The 17229-nt window shown below is 61.7% G+C and carries 19 protein-coding genes; 11 read left to right on the plus strand and 8 right to left on the minus strand.

All coding sequences use genetic code 11. The features are described from left to right. Window positions 1–10 precede the first annotated feature (10 nt). The 7 genes from O3301_RS26420 to O3301_RS26450 all read left to right on the plus strand — a co-directional run bounded on the left by O3301_RS26420 (window position 11) and on the right by O3301_RS26450 (window position 9183). The gene (locus O3301_RS26420; RefSeq protein WP_305057915.1) at window positions 11–2323 is read left to right on the plus strand and encodes an FdhF/YdeP family oxidoreductase; all 2313 of its coding nucleotides are present in this window, start codon (window positions 11–13) and stop codon (window positions 2321–2323) included. Between the two features lie 13 nt (window positions 2324–2336). After that, window positions 2337–3716: a cytochrome ubiquinol oxidase subunit I gene (locus tag O3301_RS26425; protein WP_289906444.1), complete on the plus strand. Its 1380-nt coding sequence runs from the start codon at window positions 2337–2339 to the stop codon at window positions 3714–3716. A 30-nt stretch (window positions 3717–3746) separates the two neighbouring features. Further along, entirely contained in the window at window positions 3747–4727 is a 981-nt protein-coding gene (locus tag O3301_RS26430) for a cytochrome d ubiquinol oxidase subunit II (RefSeq protein WP_099664926.1), read from the plus strand. Between the two features lie 27 nt (window positions 4728–4754). Beyond that, window positions 4755–5675, plus strand: a complete 921-nt coding sequence (locus O3301_RS26435) for a bestrophin family protein (RefSeq protein WP_289906442.1) — start codon at window positions 4755–4757, stop codon at window positions 5673–5675. Between the two features lie 16 nt (window positions 5676–5691). Beyond that, the gene (gene fdhD / locus O3301_RS26440) at window positions 5692–6531 is read left to right on the plus strand and encodes a formate dehydrogenase accessory sulfurtransferase FdhD (protein WP_305057916.1); all 840 of its coding nucleotides are present in this window, start codon (window positions 5692–5694) and stop codon (window positions 6529–6531) included. A gap of 170 nt (window positions 6532–6701) precedes the next feature. Then, the gene (locus O3301_RS26445; RefSeq protein ID WP_305057917.1) at window positions 6702–8168 is read left to right on the plus strand and encodes an amidohydrolase family protein; all 1467 of its coding nucleotides are present in this window, start codon (window positions 6702–6704) and stop codon (window positions 8166–8168) included. A gap of 46 nt (window positions 8169–8214) precedes the next feature. After that, window positions 8215–9183: a ribonuclease Z gene (locus tag O3301_RS26450; protein WP_305057918.1), complete on the plus strand. Its 969-nt coding sequence runs from the start codon at window positions 8215–8217 to the stop codon at window positions 9181–9183. Between the two features lie 124 nt (window positions 9184–9307). Here O3301_RS26450 and O3301_RS26455 read toward each other — a convergent pair whose 3' ends face one another. After that, window positions 9308–9964, minus strand: a complete 657-nt coding sequence (locus O3301_RS26455; RefSeq protein WP_099664930.1) for a tetratricopeptide repeat protein — start codon at window positions 9962–9964, stop codon at window positions 9308–9310. 165 nt (window positions 9965–10129) lie between these two features. On the opposite strand from O3301_RS26455, the gene O3301_RS26460 reads away from it, so the two are divergent. Together O3301_RS26460 and O3301_RS26465 are read left to right on the plus strand one after the other, a co-directional pair. Continuing rightward, the gene (locus O3301_RS26460) at window positions 10130–10789 is read left to right on the plus strand and encodes a hypothetical protein (RefSeq protein WP_305057919.1); all 660 of its coding nucleotides are present in this window, start codon (window positions 10130–10132) and stop codon (window positions 10787–10789) included. 51 nt (window positions 10790–10840) lie between these two features. Further along, the gene (locus tag O3301_RS26465) at window positions 10841–11311 is read left to right on the plus strand and encodes a GNAT family N-acetyltransferase (protein ID WP_305057920.1); all 471 of its coding nucleotides are present in this window, start codon (window positions 10841–10843) and stop codon (window positions 11309–11311) included. Between the two features lie 3 nt (window positions 11312–11314). Here O3301_RS26465 and O3301_RS26470 read toward each other — a convergent pair whose 3' ends face one another. After that, the gene (locus O3301_RS26470) at window positions 11315–11932 is read right to left on the minus strand and encodes a TetR/AcrR family transcriptional regulator (protein WP_305057921.1); all 618 of its coding nucleotides are present in this window, start codon (window positions 11930–11932) and stop codon (window positions 11315–11317) included. Window positions 11933–12179: 247 nt separating this feature from the next. Here O3301_RS26470 and O3301_RS26475 point away from each other — a divergent pair, with 247 nt between their 5' ends. Then, window positions 12180–13325 carry an MFS transporter gene (locus tag O3301_RS26475; RefSeq protein WP_305057954.1) on the plus strand — a complete coding sequence of 382 codons (1146 nt, stop codon included), beginning with the start codon at window positions 12180–12182 and terminating at the stop codon, window positions 13323–13325. A 3-nt stretch (window positions 13326–13328) separates the two neighbouring features. On the opposite strand, the gene O3301_RS26480 is transcribed toward O3301_RS26475, so the two are convergent. The 6 genes from O3301_RS26480 to O3301_RS26505 form a co-directional block, all read right to left on the minus strand. Further along, window positions 13329–13823: a prolyl-tRNA synthetase associated domain-containing protein gene (locus O3301_RS26480; RefSeq protein ID WP_305057922.1), complete on the minus strand. Its 495-nt coding sequence runs from the start codon at window positions 13821–13823 to the stop codon at window positions 13329–13331. A 64-nt stretch (window positions 13824–13887) separates the two neighbouring features. After that, window positions 13888–14088 (minus strand): DUF3079 domain-containing protein, encoded by a 201-nt coding sequence (locus O3301_RS26485; protein WP_305057923.1) that lies wholly within the window; start codon window positions 14086–14088, stop codon window positions 13888–13890. A gap of 175 nt (window positions 14089–14263) precedes the next feature. Next, window positions 14264–14572, minus strand: coding sequence for a hypothetical protein (locus O3301_RS26490; protein WP_251350828.1), 309 nt, complete (start codon window positions 14570–14572; stop codon window positions 14264–14266). Between the two features lie 9 nt (window positions 14573–14581). Continuing rightward, a complete protein-coding gene (locus O3301_RS26495) occupies window positions 14582–15145 on the minus strand; it encodes a hypothetical protein (RefSeq protein WP_305057924.1) in 564 nt (187 codons plus the stop codon). 105 nt (window positions 15146–15250) lie between these two features. Further along, on the minus strand, window positions 15251–15697 hold the full coding sequence (locus tag O3301_RS26500; protein WP_305057925.1) for a hypothetical protein: 447 nt from the start codon (window positions 15695–15697) through the stop codon (window positions 15251–15253). 28 nt (window positions 15698–15725) lie between these two features. Then, on the minus strand, window positions 15726–16133 hold the full coding sequence (locus tag O3301_RS26505) for a GNAT family N-acetyltransferase (protein ID WP_305057926.1): 408 nt from the start codon (window positions 16131–16133) through the stop codon (window positions 15726–15728). 344 nt (window positions 16134–16477) lie between these two features. On the opposite strand from O3301_RS26505, the gene O3301_RS26510 reads away from it, so the two are divergent. Next, window positions 16478–17224 (plus strand): hypothetical protein, encoded by a 747-nt coding sequence (locus O3301_RS26510; protein WP_289912065.1) that lies wholly within the window; start codon window positions 16478–16480, stop codon window positions 17222–17224. Window positions 17225–17229 lie beyond the last annotated feature (5 nt).

The raw sequence follows: 17229 nt of genomic DNA on the forward strand, positions 1-17229 counted from the left end.
GAGAGTCATCATGAGCAAGCCAAAGTCCAACGCGCGCATCGCGCCCTACACCCATGCCGCGGCCGGTTGGGGTGCCCTCAAGTACGTGGCCATCAACCTGTTCAAGGAAAAAGTCAGCGCGGGCAATTACCGTTCGCTGTTCGAGCAAAACCAGCCCGACGGCTTCGACTGTCCCGGCTGCGCCTGGCCCGACCGCGAACACGCGTCCACGTTCGAATTCTGCGAAAACGGCGTCAAGGCCGTGGCCGCCGAATCGACGAGCAAGCGCGTGCGCCCGGAATTTTTCGAGGAGCACACGGTCACCGCATTGATGGAGCAGTCGGACTATGATCTGGAACAACATGGCCGCTTGACGGACCCCATGGTGTACGACGCCGCCAGCGACAAATACCAGGCCATTTCCTGGGACGACGCCTTCGCCCTCGTGGCGCACCACCTGCACGCGCTGGACGACCCGAACCAGGCCGCCTTCTACACGTCGGGCCGCGCCAGCAACGAAGCGGCTTTCCTGTATCAACTGTTCGTGCGCGCCTACGGCACGAACAACTTCCCCGACTGTTCCAACCTGTGCCACGAAGCGACGAGCCGCGGCTTGCCGGAAACGGTGGGCATCGGCAAGGGCACGGTGCTGCTGGACGACTTCGAGCATGCGGACACCCTGCTGCTGTTCGGCCAGAACCCGGCCACCAACCACCCGCGCATGCTGGGCGAATTGCGCGAAGCATCGCGCCGCGGCGCCACCATCGTTTCCATCAACCCGCTGCACGAGCGGGGCCTGGAGCGCTTCACCAGCCCCCAGCATCCGCTGGAAATGCTGACGGGCGGCAGCACGAACATCTGCTCGCTGTTCATCTGCCCCACCCTGGGCGGCGACTTTGCGCTGATCAAGGCCATGGCCAAGCGCGTCGTCGAACTCGATGATGAAGCCGTCGCCCATGGCCAGGAGCGCGTGCTCGACTGCGATTTCATCGCCGAACACACGAGCGGCTTCGACGCCTTCGCCGCCGACCTGCGCGCGGAAAGCTGGGACTTGCTGCTGGCCGAATCGGGCGTGGCGCGCGACAAGATCGAAGAATTGACGCAGATCTATGTGAAGGGCAAGGCCGTCATTTCGACCTGGGGCATGGGCGTGACGCAGCACAAGAATTCGCTGGCCACCGTGCAAATCCTGTCGAACTTGATGATGATGCGCGGCAATATCGGCAAGCGCGGCGCGGGCCTGTGCCCCGTGCGCGGCCACTCGAACGTGCAGGGCGACCGCACCATGGGCATCGAGGAACAGCCGACCAAGGAATTCCTCGACCGCCTGGGTCTCGTCTTCAACTTCGAACCGCCGCGCCACCACGGCTATGACGCCGTCGGCACCATCGAGGCCATGCTGGAGAAAAAGGTGAAAGTGTTCGTCGCCCTGGGCGGCAATTTCTCCATGGCCACGCCGGACACGCCGCGCACCTGGGATGCGCTGCGCTCGTGCGACCTGACCGTGCACATCGCCACCAAGCTCAACCGCAGTCACCTCGTGCACGGCAAGGATGCGCTGATCCTGCCCACCCTGGGCCGCACGGAAATCGACGTGCAGTCGGGCGTGGCGCAAGGCGTGACGGTGGAAGACTCGATGAGCATGGTGCATATCTCGTTCGGCATGAACCAGCCCGCCTCGCCCAATCTGCGTTCGGAAATCGCCATCGTGGCCGGCATGGCGCAATCGACCCTGGGCAGCGAAAAGATCGACTGGCTGCGCTATTCCGGCAACTATGCCTTGCTGCGCGATTCCATCGAGCAAGTGTTCGACGACTTTTTCGACTACAACTTGCGCGTGGCCAAACCGGGTGGTTTCCACCTGGAAATCGCCTCGCGCGAACGGGTGTGGAAGACGGAAAGCGGCAAGGCGCAATTCCTCGTCAACGCCGTGGAACTGGACACGCCGATCCACCGTGCGCGCCAGCAATATGGCGAGCGCCTGATGGTGCTGATGACGACGCGTTCGCACGACCAGTACAACACCACCATCTACGCCATGGACGACCGCTACCGTGGCGTCTTCGGCCAGCGCCGCGTCGTCTTCATCAACAAGGACGACCTGGCCATGCTGGGCTTTGCGGCCGGCGACTGGGTCGACCTGATCGGCGTGTGGCACGACGGCATAGCACGCCGCGCCGACCGCTTCCTGCTGGTCGAGTACGACATTCCCCGCGGCTGCATCGGCGCCTACTACCCGGAAACCAATCCGCTGGTGCCGCTCGACAGCGTCGGCTACGGTTCGCGCACGCCGACCTTCAAATCCATCCCCGTGCTGCTGTCGCCTTCGGCCGCAGTCAGCTGAACAGGAGAACGCCATGTTCGGTTTCGATACCCTGGACCTGTCGCGCGCACAATTTGCGATGACGGCCATCTTCCACATCCTGTGGCCCATCCTGACGATCAGCCTGTCGCTGTTCCTGTTCGTCGTCGAGGCGCTGTGGCTGCGCACCAGCGACCCCGTTTACTACCGCCACGCTCGCTTCTGGAGCAAGTTGCTGGTGCTGAACTTTGCCGTCGGCGTCGTCAGCGGGATTCCCCTGGAATTCCAGTTCGGCACCAACTGGGCGCCGTTTTCGCACCATTCCGGCCAGTTCATCGGCAACATCCTCGGCTTCGAGGGTGCCATGGCCTTCATGCTGGAAGCGGGTTTCATCGGCGTCATGATGTTCGGCTGGGGCCGCGTACCGAAGGGCGTGCACCTGTTTGCCACCGGCATGGTGGCGCTGGGGTCCAGCATTTCCTCGTTCTGGATCATGGTCGCCAATTCCTGGATGCAGACGCCGGCTGGCGTGCGCGTAGTCGACGGCAAGATCATCGTCACCGATTACGTGGCCGCCATCTTCAATCCCGACATGGCCTGGGCCGTGGGCCACATGTGGGTGGCGGCCGTGGAAACGGGCTTGTTTGTCATCGCCGGCATTTCCGCCTGGTATATGTTCAAGCGCCGCGAACCGGCCTTCTTCGCCCGCTCGTTCAAGCTGGCGCTGATGTTGCTGCTGGTCATTGCACCGTTGCAAGTGTGGCTCGGCGATTCCAGCGGCGTCGACGTCTTCAAGACCCAGCCCGCCAAGGGCGCGGCCATCGAAGGCCACTGGCACACGAACCGCGATGGCGAGGGCGCGGCCTGGTCCTTGCTGGCCTGGCCCAACCAGGCGGAGCAAAAGAATGACTGGTCCGTCGAAGTGCCCGGCATGCTCAGCGTGATCGCCACGCATAGCGCCACGGGCAAGATCACGGGCCTGGCCGACATCGCCCGCGCAGACCAGCCGCCCATGCTGCCGCTGCTGTACTACGCCTTCCGCGCCATGGCCGGCATCGGCATGTGGTTCGTGCTGCTGTCGTTCTGGACCTTCGTGGCTTGGCGCAAGGTGGGTGGACGGGTGCAGGAGTTCGTGCGCAACCGCAAGCTGCTGCTGGCCTGGGTGCTGACGATTCCGCTGCCCTACATCGCCGTCGAGTGCGGCTGGATCGTGCGCGAAGTGGGACGCCAGCCGTGGGTCGTGTACGGCTTGCTGCGCACGCGCGACGCCGTCTCCGACGTGGCGGCCCATGCCGTGGCCGGCAGCATGCTGATGTTTGCCGTGTTTTACGTCGTGCTGTTCCTCACCTTCTTTGTGTTCGCAAAGAAATGGTTGCAACAAGGCCCGGACGTGGCGCTGCCGCTGCCGGACGCCGCCCATGCCGTGGGGTATTGAAATGCGCCGCCATCTGACTAGGAGTATGTAATGGATATGAATTCGCATGCCATGCTGGGCAATGCCTGGTTCGGCTTGATCGGCCTGATGCTGATCTTTTACGTCGTCACGGACGGCTTCGACCTGGGCGTGGGCATCCTCAGCCTGTTCACCCGCCGCGAGCAGGAACGCAACCTGATCTTCCAATCGATCGCCCACGTGTGGGACGCCAACGAAACCTGGCTGGTGGTGGTGGGCGGCGCCCTGTTCGGCGCCTTTCCCAGCGCTTACGCCACCTTGCTGGAACAGCTGTACATTCCCATCATGCTGCTGATCGCCAGCCTGATCATGCGCGGCGCCTCGATCGAGTTCCGCCACGCTGCCGGCAACAAGCGCCTGTGGGACGTGGTCTTCGGCGTGGGCAGCCTGCTGGCCGCCGTGGCGCAAGGCGTGGTGCTGGGCGAGGTCATCACGGGCTTGCAGCCGGGCTGGCTGAGCGGCATCTTCACGGCCTGTACGGCGTTGGGCGTCGTGGCCGGCTATTGCCTGCTGGGCAGCACGTATCTGATCAAGAAGACGGGCGGCCTGCTGGAAGCGGCGGCGCGCCGCTACGCGACCACCAGCGTGCTGGCGACGGTCGCGGCCGCCATCGTGCTGTCGGCCGGCACCATGGTCTTCAGCGCCATCGGCCACGACCGCTGGGCACAGCCGGGCGTGTTCGGCGTGCTGCTGGCCCTGGCCGCCATCGCCGCCAGCGCCTTCATCTACATCCTGTGGGCCGTGCATGTGAACGGCGTGCGCGGCCCCTTCCGCGGCGCCATCGTGCTGTTCCTGGCGTCGTTCGCGGGCCTGGCCATCAGCTTCTTCCCCGACCTGGTGCCGGGCAAGCTGAGCATCGCGGCGGCCGCATCCGATGAGCCGACCCTGATCTTCATGCTGATCGGCATGGGCACGATGCTGCCGATCATGATCGGCTACAACCTGTTCCAATATTACGTCTTCGAGGGCAAAGTCGTGCCCCGGAAACATTGATTCACATCACAGCATGCGTCTTCCATCATGATCATTCGCCCCACCACCAACTGGTTCCGCATGCTGTTTGTCTGGGATGGCTCGGTGCTGCAAGCCATCATCCCGCAATTGCTGCTGATGCTGGTCGTCAGTTCGCTGGCCTTGCTGACGGATGGCCGTATCTTCGGCGTCAAGATTCCGCTCGATACGGCGCCGTTTCCCATGGTCGGCATCAGCCTGGCGATCTTTCTCGGCTTTCGCAATAACGCCAGCTATGCGCGCTTCGTCGAGGCGCGGCATATCTGGGGGCAATTGCTGATCGCCGCGCGGGCCCTCGCTTCGCAGGCGCTCACGTATCTGCCGCAGGAAACGAGCGGCCTGGACCACGAGTTGCTGCTGCGCCGCCTGGTCGCCTTCGTCTACGCGCTCAAGCACCAGCTGCGCCAGACGGACCCGCAGGAAGACCTGCTGCGCTACCTGCCGGCCGAGGACGTGCAGCGCTTGCAGGGCGTCAACTTCAAGCCCGTCGCCATCCTGCATGCGGTACGCGCCATGCTGCACGACGCCGTGCAGCGCCAGGGGGGCCAGACGCAGCTGCTGTGGATGCTCGACACCCAGCTCAACGACTTGGCCGCCACCGTGGCCGGCTGCGAGCGCATCAAGAACACGCCGATCCCGTATCCATACGGCGTGCTGGTGCACCGCACCGTCTACATGTACTGCTTCCTGTTGCCGCTGGGACTGGTGGACGCCATCGGCGTGGCCACGCCCCTCATTTCCGTCTTCGTCGCCTACACCCTGTTTGCGCTGGAAGCCATCGCGCAGCAGATCGCCGAACCGTTCGGCCTGGCGCCCAACTGCCTGGCCCTGAACGCCATGACGCGGGAAACGGAACGCTCGCTGCTGGAATTGCATGGCGACCCGCTGCCGCCCTCGATACGGCCCTGCCCGCGCTATCAGATCGATTAACTGGAGGATACCTATCATGGAATGCGACATCACCACCATCGAACGCGACGGCTACCTGGACGTTCCCATGGTGCGCCACCAGGGGGGCGTGGCCACGGCGGGCCGCGACATGGTGGCCGAGGAGTATCCCGTGGCTCTCGTCTACAACGGCATCGCCCACGCCGTGATGATGGCCACGCCGCGCGACCTCGAGGAATTCGCCGTCGGCTTTACCTTGACCGAAGGCATCGTCGGCAGCGTGCGCGACATCTACGACCTCGACGTGTGCTGCGGCGAGGATAGCGCGGAAGTGCGGCTGACCATCGCGCAGCCGGATTTGATCAAGCTCAAGGCCCGCCGCCGCGCGCTGACCGGGCGCACGGGCTGCGGCGTGTGCGGCATCGAAAGCCTGGCCCTGCTGGACCTGGTGCCGGAAAAGATCACGCGTCCCCTGCCGCCGCTGGTGGCCAGCAGCGCCATCCTCGGCCGCGCCGCGCGCGAACTGCTGCCTTACCAGGAGCTGATGCACAAGACGGGCGGCGTACATGCGGCCGCCTGGTGCACGGCCGAGGGCGCCATCGTGAAGGTGTTCGAGGACGTGGGCCGGCATAACGGCCTCGACAAGCTGATCGGCTACCTGGCGCTGCACCGCATCGCCATGCACGACGGCTTCGTCTTCCTGTCCAGCCGCGCCAGCTATGAACTGGTGCGCAAGTCGGCACGCATGCATATCGGACTCGTCGCCACCATCTCGGCGCCCACCTCGCTGGCCATCCGCATCGCGCGCCAGGCCGGCATGCAACTGGCCAGCTTTTGCCGGCGCGACGGCTTTGTCGATTACACGGCGGGCGAAGATAGCTGCCAGCATGCACCTTGAGAATCCGATGCTGCATTCTTTGCTGTAAAGCAAGTGCACGCTTGACTTGCCATCGCTGCGGGCTTTCAATGGTCATTGTTTCCATTAATTAACTTTGTCCGCGTGCCGGCACACGGCGCGGCAGCGATGAAAGGATGACCGCAATGGCCCTGGCACAGGAGCAGCATCTGATGGATACATGGCAAACGGGCGGCTTGAAGCCGCGCGCCTGCGACTGCGGCGGCACCGTCTTCACCATCCTGCACCAGCGGGTCATGGCGGACATGCGGCGCCGGCAATTTCTCGGCGGCGCGGCCGCCATGCTGGCGCCCTTCGTCGGCTTGTCCACCAGCAACGCCATCGCCCAGCAAGCGCAAACGCCCCAGCGCCCCCTGCTGCTGACCAATCTGCGCCTGTTCGACGGCACGGGCAAGGCGCCCCGTTCCGGCATCCACGTGCTGGTGACGGGCCCGACCATTACCGCCCTGTTGCCGGCCGGCGAGAGGGTGGACGGCGCGCAAGTGATCGATTGCCAGGGCAAGCTGGTGATGCCGGGCCTGATCGACGCCCACTGGCACACCATGCTGGCCGCCATCAACCAGGTGACGGCCATGACGTCCGATATCGGCTATCTGTACCTGGTGGCGGCGCAGGAAGCGCAGCGCACCCTGCTGCGGGGATTTACGTCCGTGCGCGATCCGGGCGGCCCCGCGTTTGCATTGCAGCGCGCCATCGATGAAGGCATCGTCGATGGCCCCCGCATCTTTCCGTCCGGCGCCATGATTTCGCAAACGTCGGGCCATGGCGACTTCCGTTTGCGCTCCGACATCCCCCGCGCGGCGAATGCGCCGCTGGGCATGGCGGAAACGGCGGGCATGGCCATGATCGCCGATGGCGAGGCGGAAGTGCTGCGCCGCGTGCGCGAGCAGCTGATGCTGGGCGCGACGCAAATCAAGATGATGGCGGGCGGCGGCGTCGCCTCCATGTACGACCCGCTCGACAGCACGCAGTATTCGGAGCGCGAACTGCGCGCCGGCGTGGAAGCGGCCGCCGACTGGGGCACGTATGTGATGACCCACGTCTACACGCCGAAAGGCATACAGCGGGCCATCCGCGCAGGCGTGCGCAGCATCGAGCACGGCCAGCTGGCGGACGACGACTCCGCGCGCCTGATGCGCGACACGGGCACGTGGTGGAGCCTGCAACCGTTCCTGCAGGATGAAGACAGCAATGTGTATCCCGATGCAGCGCGCAAGGCCAGCCAGAGGATCGTATCCGAAGGAACGGTGAGGGCGTATGCTCTGGCGCAAAAGTACGGCATCAAGACGGGCTGGGGCACGGATATCCTGTTCAACGCGAAAAACACGCCCACGCAAGGCCGCCAGCTGGCGAAACTCACGCGCTTTTACGACCCATTGACCTTGCTGGCGCAGGCGACGGGGCAAAATGGCGAACTGCTGGCCCTGTCCGGCCAGCGCTCGCCCTACCCTGGCACCTTGGGCAAGCTGGCCGCGGGCGCGCTGGCCGACTTGCTGGTGGCCGATGGCGACCCTGCGAAAAACCTCGATTTCCTCGCCCAGCCGGAAGAAAACCTGCTGCTGATCATGAAGAACGGCCGCATCTACAAGGACAAATTGCGCGCGCCATTGGCAAGCTGAAGACTGGCGCGTTGGCAACGGCGTTGGCTTGCCGCATAATGCGCCCATGTTCAAACTGACTTTTCTCGGCACGTCTTCCGGCGTGCCCACGCGCTACCGCAACGTCACGTCGCTGGCCCTGCAAACGACGCACAACCGCGACTGGTGGATGATCGATTGCGGCGAAGCCACGCAGCACCGGCTGCAGCGCCTGCCCCTGTCTGTGCACGACCTGGTGGGCATCTGCATCACCCACGTGCATGGCGACCACAGCTATGGACTGCCGGGCTTGCTGGCCAGCGCCTCGATGACGGGGCGCAAGAAGCCCTTGCTGCTGATCGCCCCGGCCGCCATCAAGGCCTGGATCGACGCGACCCTGCTGCACACGGAACTGTTCCTGACGTATCCGCTGATCCACATCGACGTGGACAGCGCGCCAGTGGTCTACGAGGAAGCGGGCTTGACCGTCTCGCGCCACGCGCTGTCGCACCGCGCACCGAGCGTCGGCTACCGTTTCGCGCTGGAAACGAGCAGGTGGAAGCTGGACAAGGCGGCCCTACAGGCGGCCGGCGTGCCGCCCGGTCCCGCCTGGGGACTCTTGCAGGCTGGCCAGGATGCGCTGCTCGACGATGGCACGTTCTTGCGCGCCGCCGCTTTCCGCCAGACGGAAACGCAGCGCGCCACGGTGGTGGTCGGCGGCGACAACGACACACCGGCCTTGCTGGCCGACGCTTGCGCGGATGCGCAATTGCTCGTGCATGAAGCCACCTACACGGAAGCCATGCTGCAAAAGGTGGGGCCCGGCCCCACGCACAGTTCCGTGCAGCGCGTGGCGCAGTTCGCCGCAGCGGTCCGCTTGCCGAACCTGATCCTCACCCACTTCAGCGCCCGCTATCACCATGCGGAAGGCATGGCCGAACTGGAAGCGGAAGCGCGGCTGCATTACTCGGGTGAACTGTTCCTCGCGCGCGATTTCGACAGCTATGAACTCGACGCGGCCGGCGTGCTGAGCAAACTACCTGGGAAATCCCAATAACAACGCCTAACAAAACCGTAGCGAGCGGAAGTAAGTTGTGGTTGAGAAGCGCAACTGTACGAAGGTACAGTGAGCATCGCAGACCGCAAATTACGACGCGCAGTAGGTTTTGTTAGGTGTTACTTTAGTGGGGATTGACGCCATACTGCGCCGCATACTCCGCGGCCAGAGCGCGCGCCGCCTGCTGCTGTGACGGCGTGAGAATTTCCAGCAACTGGTCGCGGTTCTTGATCGATTGTGCGCTGCCCGCCTCGGCCGGCATGGCGATCCACGCATACGCCTGCACGTAATCGAGTTCCACGCCCTGCCCTTGCGCGTACAGCAAGCCGTATTCATTCTGCGCCGACAGGGAACCGGCTTCGGCCGCCTGCTTGTACCAGAACGCCGCCTCGGCATAATCTTGCGGTACATCAATCCCCTTGCGGTAAGCCTGCGCCAGGTTGAATTGCGACTGGCCATCGCCCGCCTCGGCCGCCTGGCGGCCATACGCGAGCGATTGCGCCATGTCTTGCGCGACGCCATCGCCGCCCGCATACATCAGGGCCAGGTTGGCCAGCGACGGCGGGAAACCCGCCTGCGCGGCCGCCGTAAACAATTCCACCGCTTTCGGCAAATCCTGCGTCACGCCATGGCCCTGGTAATACAGGCTGGCCAATAAATGCTGGCCGGCCGGATCGCCCGTGCGCGCCGCCGCATCGAATTGCTTGAAGGCCTCGGCATAATGACCGTCGTTATAAGCGAGAATGCCCGCTTCATTCAAAGATTCAGGAGAGGAGCTCATAAAGATTCCTTATTCGGGGATTTTTTGGCATTGTACACAGCACTGTTCCGCGCAGAATGCACGATAGGAAATCGTGTGGCGCATTGCCGGATTCATGCAGTATGATCATTCTCCGCCTGATGTAATCCAGGCATTGTGCACTCGTGCCAGCCCATAAATATCGCCATGAAACTGATCGCTCTGCTTTTATCCCTGATTTCCACCTCGGTCTATGCTGGTACCTTGCACCTGGATAAAGCCGCGACAGGCAAAGTGCGGCAAGCCGCAGATATCCGCTATGCGAATCACGATGAAAAACAGACGTATCGGCTGAAAATCGGAAAGCAGTGGATGAATGGCAGTTGCAGCAGCAGCGGCACGGGCAATTTGCACGCGCTGCTGCTGGACATGAATTTCGACGGCCATGCCGACCTGTGGGTCACCGGATACACGGATAGCCAGGGACGCATCCGCTGTTCCGATGTATGGTTATGGGATGCGCCAGCGCAGCAATACCGTTTCAATCAACCCTTGTCAGCCATTCCGAATCTGAACATCAACATGGCCGAGCAAAGAATCGAAGGGGGCATTCCCAATTGCGGCTGCGCGGCGCAATGCTTTTATGAAGACAGCTATGCGTGGCGGGGCAACACATTAATCGCCATCGCCCGGCGCGCACAGGATTGCGAGCGTTACCGGGAATACCGCTTGAATGACAAAAACGACTTGATTATCGTCAAGGATGAAATCATCGATAGCGGCAATCCTGGCCAGCAGGCAATCGAGAATAGCAAAATCTTTGACTGGCAACGCCATGCGCAAACCATGCGCAAATCCTGGGAATGAGGTTTATCCAGCCTCATTTTCGCCACAGACACGACACCAGCGAGTAATGACATGACGACACATCCAGCTTCCATTACCTTCCATCCCGCCAGGGCGGAAGACACTCCGGCCTTCATCGACTTGCGGGGCAGGACGCGGCAAAACGCCGTGTCCGCGGAACGCCTGGCGGAAGTGGGCATCACGGCCGACACCTGGGCGGAAATGATGCATTCGGGCAGCCTGCCTGGCCACGTCTGCCATCATGACGGCCAGCTGGCCGGCTACTGCTTTGGCGAGCGCGACACGGGCGAAATCGTCGTCCTGGCCCTGCTGCCGGAATTCGAAGGCCGGGGCATCGGCAAGACCATGCTGGAACGGGTCATGACGGACTTGCGCGCGCAAGGCCACCAGCGGCTGTTCCTCGGCTGCTCCGACGACCCCGCTTCGCGCTCGTACGGCTTTTACCGCTACTTGGGCTGGACCTCGACTGGAGAGAGGGACAAATACGGCGACGACGTGCTGGAATTTCGCTTTACGGCCTAGCGCCTAGCCCGGCACGCGGCTGGCATCCCACACGCGCAGAATCTGCGTGATGGCACCGTCCAGCACGGCGTAGCCCACGCCATCGCGGGCCTGGATAGCCACGCCCGACAGAAAGCTGTCGAAGACGGACGCCAGCGCCACGGCATCCATATCACCAGGCAATTCGCCGCTGGCCATGCCCCGCTCGACGCAGCGCACGAAGCCGGCACGCGTGCGGGCGCGCGATTGCGTGAGGGGCGCGGCCACGGCCGCATGCTCGGCCGTCGGCGCGCTCATGCAGCCGAGCGCCACCATGCAGCCGGGCGGGTGGTCCGCATCGGACTGCATGCTGGCCGACTGGCGCAAGGCCAGTTCGATGGCTGCGCGCGGCGCCAGGCCGTCGTCCCACAGGCATTCCGTCACGCGTGCAAACGTGTCCAGATAGCATTGCGCCGCTTCGCGGAACAGCGCTTCCTTCGAGCCGAATGCCGCATAAAAGCTGGGCGCGGAAATGCCGCCGCCCAGGCTCGCCTTAAGCTGGCTCAAGGACGTCGATTCATATCCCTGTTGCCAGAATAAAAACATGGCCTGCTCGACCGCCGCTTGCCGGTCGAACGTGCGCGGCCGTCCCATTTGCGCCATCCATCGTTCCTTCTCATCTACCCATATGCTACTTACATACTACTCGATACAGAAGTCGTTGACAACGCGGCGCGCCATCGCCTATATTTATACCGATCGATACATATATACCGCAATGACGGTCAGGGGCACTCCTGCGCCTGATCACTTGACAAGGATGTTTGCCGTGAATCACGCCACTATCACTACCGGAGCCAGCCCTGCGCTGGCCGACCGCCTCCCCGTCGCCGGCCTGCTGGCCCTGGCCATGACGGGTTTTATCTGCATCGTCACGGAAACCTTGCCCGCCGGCTTGTTGCCGCAGATCAGTACGGGACTCGGCATCAGCGCCGCACTTGCCGGGCAAATGGTCACGGCCTATGCCCTCGGCTCCCTGCTGGCAGCCATTCCGCTCACCATCGCCACGCGCGGCTGGCGCCGCCGCAACGTGCTGTTGCTGACCATCATCGGCTTTCTCGTGTTCAATACCGTCACGGCGCTGTCGTCCCACTACTGGCTGACCCTGGCGGCCCGCTTCTTTGCCGGCATGGCGGCCGGACTGGCGTGGAGCTTGCTGGCCGGCTACGCGCGGCGCATGGTGGCGCCGCATCAGCAAGGCCGCGCCCTGGCGCTGGCCATGGTGGGCGCGCCCGTCGCCCTGTCCCTGGGCGTGCCGCTGGGCACCTTGCTCGGTTCGCTCGTCGGCTGGCGCACCGCGTTCTGGATCATTTCCGCCCTGACATTGATCCTGATCGCCTGGGTGCTGGCGAAGGTGCCGGACTATCCGGGCCAGTCCATCCATGAACGCCTGCCCCTGCGCCGCGTCTTCACGACGCCGGGCGTGCGCCCCGTGCTGGCCGTCGTCATCGCCTGGATGCTGGCGCACAATATCCTCTACACCTACATCGCCCCGTTCGTGGCGCCGGCCGGATTGACGGAGCGGGTCGACCTGGTCCTACTCGTCTTCGGCGTCGCCGCCATGGCCGGCATCTGGATCACGGGCAAGCTGGTCGAGCGCCACCTGCGCGCCGCCGTGCTGGCCAGTCTGGCCGTGTTCGGCGCCACGGCCCTCGTGCTGGGCATCGCGTCACAGTTTCCCATTGTCATTTACCTAGGCATGGCCGTCTGGGGCTTGTCCTTTGGCGGCGCGGCAACGCTGTTGCAGACGGCGCTGGCCGACACGGCCGGCAGCGGCGCCGACGTGGCCTTGTCGATGAATGTGGTGGCGTGGAATGGGGCCATCGCGGCAGCGGGCGTGACAGGCGGCGCCTTGCTGGACACCTGGGGCGCGGGCGCCTTCCCGTGGACCATGGTCAGCTTGCTGGTGCTGGCCTTTGCGATCGTCTGGTCGGCCCGCGCGCATGGTTTCCGGCCGGGACGGCGCAGCGGCGGCGCGCCCATGGCCGGGCATTGAGCATCATGGAGCCGCGGGGACACTCATGATGCGGGGCACGTGTCCCGTCTGCGCGAGGAAACGGACCAGGGTGGCATGCGACAGCGCCACCGTGGCCGTGTTGCGCAGCGGATGAGCTTGCACAGAGTCCGCTTCCCACACGGCCTGGTCCAGCACCAGTTCCACCGCCTGCGCACTGTCATGCAGCAAGGCAAACAGGCTGACGGAGCCAGGCGTGATGCCCAGGTGCTGCAGCAGGCGTTCGGGCGTAGCCATGCTCAGCTTACTGACTGGCAACAAGCGCCCCAGCGCCGCCAAGTCGATACGCTTGTCGAAAGGCACGATGACGAGGAAATGCCGGCGGCCCTTTGCATCGCGCACGAACAGATTCTTTACCATCAGGCCAGGCATGGCTGGCACGTGAATCAGTGCTTCATCGATGGTGTGCACGGCCGGGTGCTCGACGAACCGGACATCGCCGGCGCTGCTTGCCAGCCAGCGGGACAGGGTTTCTTGCATGGAGACTCCTCAGCGCGGACGCGATGAAGAGATTGTAGCGGCGCGCCGCGTGCTGCGCTTGCCGTCAGGGCTGGTTCTCGTCCTTGTCGTCCTTGTCCGTCGCCGCCAGCCCCCAGTCATTCCAGCCTTCGCCAAACAGCTCGATCGGATGCTGCGTGCGTTCGGAACCATTGCCGCAGCGCATGGCATCCGGCGGACAATACTTGTCGCACCCCCAGCAGATGCGTTCGGGGTTCTTCGGGTTCAAGGGAAAAGGCTTGGCCATGGTGTGGGCGCCGGGGTCGGTTAGGTCTTGTTGATGACTCTAGACCTGGCGCGGGGGGAGGTCAAACCAATTTCAGCTAGAAATTTGCTCAAGTCAAATTTGCGAAGATTGCTGTGGCGGTAGCTTGCGCCTGACGTTCACCCAAAGACCAGACTATGCCATCCAAAGATAACCATCATTCCCTTTCATAACTGGTCACCGCATCATTCGCATTACTCTCGATGACCTTCATCATCCTGGCATTGCCCCGATATTTCATCTTGAGAATTCTCAGCTGATTTTTCGCCGCCTTGCAGTATTGGTGTATGCTCTTGAGAATGTCATCCTGCTGCCGCTTGGGTAGCTCCCCATCAAACTCTCCCGCCAGGTGCGCGCATGCTTCTGCGTTATAGATAAACCTGCTGACATCCTTGGGGAGTGGCTCGGCTGAAAAAGCGAAAGAGAGAACAAAATAAACTGGCACTATCAGGAAAAAATCGCGCATGATTTTCCTTTAATAGCCGTTATTAGACCAGTGTGGCCGGTCGCTTCCAGGTCCGTTGTATTTCTTGACCCCATATGTCGCAGCGACCGCGATAAGTTGCCTGTTCATGCCGGTTCTCGGCAAAGTGGCAATCTTCACCAGATTACCGCTCGCATCTTTCACCTCCACCGTTCCGCTCCACACCACATCCATATCAATCGCAAGGCCAGAATTGTGTTGCGAGCGTAGTGCAGGCTTTATGGGCAAATGATTAATCTGCAAGACAATCAACATCGCCTTGGCAGCCTTGACAGATGCGTCCATTTCACCATGATCCCACTCGATATTCACCCCCACCATTTTTGGGATGTGTTGGGGATCCAGCTGTTTTCTTGCGAGTCTCCAGGCATAATGCATCAGGTAAGAGCGTTGCGGTGGTCTATAAGTGGCATTGATTGCAACCCTGATCCCCGCCTCTTTCATTGCATACAGAAAATCTTCTACGGCCAGACGAAAATTTCCTGATAAATCCCTCGTGTTAGTACTGCCTGGAAATTTTCGTCCCCATTTTTCACCGCTGAGTTCGTCATCCATCTCGCCTCCGCCATAAAGTATCCTTAATTTAATGCAAAATTAAAGAGATGGCTTTGACGGGAAACAGGAGGCTTGGGGTAGCCGTATCAACTGCATATAATCGCCTTATCGCGTAGAAACGGCCACTTCCAGCACGATACGCGCCACATTGACGCCGCCGTCGGCGGCCGGCTGTGCCTTCAGCTCATCTTGCGCGTAGACCATCGTCACCATCGCGCCAGGCACGAACAGCTTGATGTCTTGCTTGTGGTTTATGTAGATGCTTTCGTCCACTGCCGAGCCATCCGCCAGGCGCAAGGTGAAGCTGTTGACCTGATCGCCACGGCGGCTGTCCTGGCCCGCGAAATACGTGCGTTCGATGATGCCCGTCAAGGTTTGCGTCGGGAGGCGCTGTGCCTCGATGCTTTCCCACCAGACATCGGAAGCGAACAAGCCATGCCTGCCCTTCAGGCCCATGTGGGGCCTGGCACTGTCGAGGGTGAGGGCCTGGGTTTTGGCGACGCGGCCGGGATCTTTTGCCAGGGCTTCGGCGAGGGTATAGACGGGTTTCATCAGGTGCAGGAATGGTTAAAACGGTCGCTCAATGTTTGCGCCGGATGACGTAGGCGTTGCCGGTAGGCTCGAAACCGAGCGTCGGATAGTAGGACATGGCGTCCGGGGCGGAGAGCAGTATCAAGGACACGTCGTCGCCGAGGATGGCCTGGGTACGCTTGACAAGTTCCTTGCCGATACCCAGCCCCTGGTACCGCTGGTCGACGGCCAGGTCCGACAGATAGCAGCAATACGCATAATCGGTCAGCGAGCGGGCCACCCCCACCAGCTCATTATCCACCCAAGCCGACAGAGAGAGGCAAGGCGCGGCGAACATGCGCGCGATTCTCGGGAGATTGGCGGTCGGACGCTTGATGCCGGATTGATCGAAGACACGGACGACATCGAGCGGATCGAGGGGGAAGTTATGGCGATATTCGACGGTGATGTTTTTCATTGGTTCACGGGTGTAAAGAGTTCGCGCATGGCGCGTTTGCATTCAAAATATTGCCATTGCGGGCACGGGAAGAAACCTCTTGTATGCAATAGTATAACCAGCGGTCATCCAGGCCTGTTGACGATACGCCCCAAGCGGGCGGAGGCAGCGGGATCTGCCGGTTCATGGCGTGACGGCGCCGGAGCGCGCCAGAAGCCATGATGCCACCGGGTGGCCGCCAACTCCCTCGCCGGTATGCCGTACGTTGATTCAAGCGCCTCCGACCTGTTAAAATATATGCAAATTTCAATAAATAAACCCGTAAATAACCCGGATTTTTCAGATACAAGGAATGTGCTTAGCCAATGAAAGCCATTATATTCTGCACCAGTTTCATAAAAGATGCGCCATCCTGGGAAAGCCGGTATCAACGGTGGCTCGACTACTACGAAAACATACCAATCAATGCAATAAAAAAAATAATGATTGACGATGGTTCGCCATTTCTTCCACCTGCCGAAATCATCAAGACGGTTTCCCATAAAGATACGCTGATTTCAAATGACGAGAAAAATCTCATCATTCGCTTCGATAACAATCTGGGGCGACAAAGCGGGATTGATTATCCTGGCTGGTGGCGGAGCTTTCTCCACTCCATCAATGTGGCAAATGAATTAGGCGTCGATAAAATCATCCACATCGAGTCGGACGCCTATATTATGTCGCCGCACCTGGCAAATTTCATCAATGAAATAGAATCAGGCTGGAACGTCCTATGGTCTCCACGCCATCGTTTTCCAGAGACTGCCATTCAAGTCATCTGCAGAGATCAATTTGGCATTTTTGAGAAATTCAAGGACGACAACCCGAGCCTGGCTTTCCCGGATATCGCCGAAAATTTGCTTCCTTTCACAACTGTACACAAGCAGTTCAAAGGCGACCGCTACAGCGATTTCACGAAAAACAGATGGATATTCCGTTCCCGAAAATTCAACAAGATCCCGATCTTTCAGCGGGAATTTTTCTGGGAAACGATACCGCCGGATGCGGACTTTGTCACCCAGGGGGTTAGCCGTCAACAATTCACCTATCGACGGGGCGAAGAAGCCTGACTGTG

The sequence above is a fragment of the Janthinobacterium sp. SUN211 genome, assembly GCF_030587315.1.
Classification (GTDB): domain Bacteria; phylum Pseudomonadota; class Gammaproteobacteria; order Burkholderiales; family Burkholderiaceae_D; genus Janthinobacterium; species Janthinobacterium kumbetense.

Excerpts from the sequence above, each read along its gene's own strand:
- O3301_RS26500 (WP_305057925.1), bottom strand. The coding sequence starts at position 15,697 with ATGAAACCCGTCTATACCCTCGCCGAAGCCCTGGCAAAAGATCCCGGC.
- O3301_RS26435 (WP_289906442.1), top strand. The coding sequence starts at position 4,755 with ATGATCATTCGCCCCACCACCAACTGGTTCCGCATGCTGTTTGTCTGG.
- O3301_RS26485 (WP_305057923.1), bottom strand. The coding sequence starts at position 14,088 with ATGGCCAAGCCTTTTCCCTTGAACCCGAAGAACCCCGAACGCATCTGC.
- O3301_RS26450 (WP_305057918.1), top strand. The coding sequence starts at position 8,215 with ATGTTCAAACTGACTTTTCTCGGCACGTCTTCCGGCGTGCCCACGCGC.
- O3301_RS26475 (WP_305057954.1), top strand. The coding sequence starts at position 12,180 with ATGACGGGTTTTATCTGCATCGTCACGGAAACCTTGCCCGCCGGCTTG.
- O3301_RS26465 (WP_305057920.1), top strand. The coding sequence starts at position 10,841 with ATGACGACACATCCAGCTTCCATTACCTTCCATCCCGCCAGGGCGGAA.
- O3301_RS26470 (WP_305057921.1), bottom strand. The coding sequence starts at position 11,932 with ATGGCGCAAATGGGACGGCCGCGCACGTTCGACCGGCAAGCGGCGGTC.
- fdhD (WP_305057916.1), top strand. The coding sequence starts at position 5,692 with ATGGAATGCGACATCACCACCATCGAACGCGACGGCTACCTGGACGTT.
- O3301_RS26460 (WP_305057919.1), top strand. The coding sequence starts at position 10,130 with ATGAAACTGATCGCTCTGCTTTTATCCCTGATTTCCACCTCGGTCTAT.
- O3301_RS26430 (WP_099664926.1), top strand. The coding sequence starts at position 3,747 with ATGGATATGAATTCGCATGCCATGCTGGGCAATGCCTGGTTCGGCTTG.
- O3301_RS26445 (WP_305057917.1), top strand. The coding sequence starts at position 6,702 with ATGGATACATGGCAAACGGGCGGCTTGAAGCCGCGCGCCTGCGACTGC.
- O3301_RS26495 (WP_305057924.1), bottom strand. The coding sequence starts at position 15,145 with ATGGATGACGAACTCAGCGGTGAAAAATGGGGACGAAAATTTCCAGGC.
- O3301_RS26455 (WP_099664930.1), bottom strand. The coding sequence starts at position 9,964 with ATGAGCTCCTCTCCTGAATCTTTGAATGAAGCGGGCATTCTCGCTTAT.
- O3301_RS26490 (WP_251350828.1), bottom strand. The coding sequence starts at position 14,572 with ATGCGCGATTTTTTCCTGATAGTGCCAGTTTATTTTGTTCTCTCTTTC.
- O3301_RS26425 (WP_289906444.1), top strand. The coding sequence starts at position 2,337 with ATGTTCGGTTTCGATACCCTGGACCTGTCGCGCGCACAATTTGCGATG.
- O3301_RS26420 (WP_305057915.1), top strand. The coding sequence starts at position 11 with ATGAGCAAGCCAAAGTCCAACGCGCGCATCGCGCCCTACACCCATGCC.
- O3301_RS26480 (WP_305057922.1), bottom strand. The coding sequence starts at position 13,823 with ATGCAAGAAACCCTGTCCCGCTGGCTGGCAAGCAGCGCCGGCGATGTC.
- O3301_RS26505 (WP_305057926.1), bottom strand. The coding sequence starts at position 16,133 with ATGAAAAACATCACCGTCGAATATCGCCATAACTTCCCCCTCGATCCG.
- O3301_RS26510 (WP_289912065.1), top strand. The coding sequence starts at position 16,478 with ATGAAAGCCATTATATTCTGCACCAGTTTCATAAAAGATGCGCCATCC.